General features: G+C 52.9%; 2 protein-coding genes. Both read right to left on the bottom strand.

What is annotated here, in order from left to right; all coding sequences use genetic code 11:
- Nucleotides 1–137 precede the first annotated feature (137 nt).
- Nucleotides 138–671: a hypothetical protein gene (locus AUR66_RS03190; protein WP_058571069.1), complete on the bottom strand. Its 534-nt coding sequence runs from the start codon at nt 669–671 to the stop codon at nt 138–140.
- Nucleotides 672–1692: 1021 nt separating this feature from the next.
- Nucleotides 1693–2403 (bottom strand): DUF4352 domain-containing protein (locus AUR66_RS03180; RefSeq protein WP_058571067.1); only part of this gene is annotated, 711 nt, incomplete at its 5' end.

Raw genomic sequence — 2403 nt, 5'->3', positions numbered from 1 at the left:
ACGAGTTCGTGTCCCTGTTCAGTCCGTTCGACGATGCTCCCGACTCGTTGGGTTGTGTCTGCACTCATTCGAGATCAGCGGGGTACTGCCGCCCCGCACCCGTTCAGGGGAAAATAAAATCTCTCGTAGTCGTTCGTCTATGGACGGAGTGCGTGTTTGGTATCCTGCTCACACGTCGCAAAGCGGCCATTCGGCTTTGGGAGGATACGCGTCCGAATCTCGAAGATAACACGTCGAAGGTGCTTGCATTCGACACTACGTTTCCGGTGGTCTGGACACGAACACGTCCCCGCCTCAACGTTGACCTCGTACGTATTCCCACTCGATGAGTCGACTTCGTAGACAGGACCGACGTTCCCAAACCGAACCTCCATCTCTTCGGTGAGTGCTTTCCACGTCCGCGATTCGTCGATAGAGTAGCCACCATCGCTGAGAAGCGTCTGGCCGTCGACGACCGGACACGATTCACGGAATTCAGTTTTGCGGGTCCGCTCTTGGCCACACTTCCGGCAGCGCCAAAAGCGCGTCCGGTAGCCATCGAGGTCAGAGAGTTCGATATCGTAGTCAGTCGGTTCGCTTCCAGGCACCCATTCAGTGATACGGACGAGGTCGTGGCCGTGTGTTGGTACTGTGGGCGATACGCGTCGCTCGTGGTCGTTTGAGACTGTCATGAGGTTCTCGCAGAGGCATTCGTGCGTGCCCCCGCAACCCCCTGTGGGGGTGATAGAATGGCTGAGCGATAGTGCCCCCGGTCATTCGCAAAGTGAACAGCAACAACCCAGCGTATTGTGGGTCGACGGGCTCTGTTGAAGCCCCCATCACTGATAGGCTTTTGAAGCCGTGCTGAATAGAGAGCGCGAGTCGGTCACGAACGAGTAATCGAAATCAACGGGTTGAGCCGTTAGATACAGAGATTACAGTTATGACAGACGAACTACTACAGCATTGTATGTCAGCCCTCCATCGATGGCGCTCATCGTTAAGTACGTGGAAACGGCCCCTCGCTATCAGCATTGCCGCTACTCTTCTCTATTCAACTGCCATGTTCGTCTATAGCGTACTCCCCTCCACCAATGTCTCGATCTCTGGAACGCTCTGGCATGCTCTTGCGCTATCAACGGGGTTTGGACTCGTGACGATTGGGATCCCCGTCTTTCTGTGGCTTCGGTACGACATTCGCAGTCCAGGGGTATTGTTGGTAGGTATCCTTGTCTTCTGGCACGTCCTCGTGTATATCCCGCCGATTGGAAGTGGGCAAGGTGACTCGCCCGGATTCCTCTTTGTGTTCGTGTGGGCACCGATATATCTCGTTGCCTACATACTGCTGGCTACGATAGAACACCGGCTTCGAGGTCGTAACCTGTTCGCGTCCTTCTCAACTCCGTAACTGGATACAATTCTTGGAAACCGGTAGATCTGCTCGGGAGTTCTACTGAAATCTGGACAAGTACCACACTGAATCACCTGCTGAACTCATCCTCTGTCTGTGTCACGACGCTTCTGACAGTGTTCGGTGAGGTTCGTGCGGCCGTGCTGACTAGAGGGCGCTTATTGGTCATATGTTAGGCCTTATCCAAACGCCAAACTGGCCTACTGGTATTGGACTGTGATCATTCAAAAGCCGACACTTGCAGAATTAGGTCTTACTCAGTTGCACGTGTGGTTAAAAACGATTTGAACCACAACTCCGTATTACCGGAGTTGGAAGAATGTCTTGTCGCCTTCGTCGAAGATTTCGAAGTCCATCATCAAATAAACCGGAGAGAGCCCTTGCTCAACCTCAAAAGCGATTTCTCCACGTTTCTTGCTGTTTGGAGCGATAGGCTGGCCTTGGGAGAACCTACGATCTAACGAAGACGTTCCAGAGACGGACGTGGAGTACGTGTACCCCATCTCATCTTTCAAATCCATTTGCAGCAACGTTGAGACCGACAGTTCTTCGGAACTATTGTTTTCTACGGTGATGTTGACAACCAGGAACTCGTTCCCCGAGTCTGGCTCCCGGTATCCACTCCCCATTGAGGTCCGCACTTCATTGGGTGTGAATCGAATGTCCTCGAATTCGAGTGTGTCACCAACACCGTAGACGTCAACGTTGAGGTCCTGCATCAGAGTTCGGCCAGACCCTTCAGACTCAAGGTCAATTATTGCGCCGCCGTAACTGAAAAGAGACTCATCCATATCGACGTGCAACGAGAGGCCCGAGGCCTCTTGCGGAACCTCGAACACAATGTCACCCCGCGTTACCTCTCCTGGTGCAAGTTCTCCACTGCTGAGTCGCCTACCCGTGCCTCTGAATGTCTGGCTATATTCATAAGATTCCGAGTCACGGAGTGAAACCTGGAAGAACGACCTGAAACTGATGAATTCTTCGGGGTCCTTGTTCTTCGCAGCTATTTCAAT

It is taken from the genome of Haloferax profundi, from assembly GCF_001469865.1.
In the GTDB taxonomy this organism is placed as follows: Archaea; Halobacteriota; Halobacteria; order Halobacteriales; family Haloferacaceae; genus Haloferax; species Haloferax profundi.
Note: the sequence above shows the minus strand (reverse complement) of the source record. Positions and strands in the feature narration are given on the sequence as shown.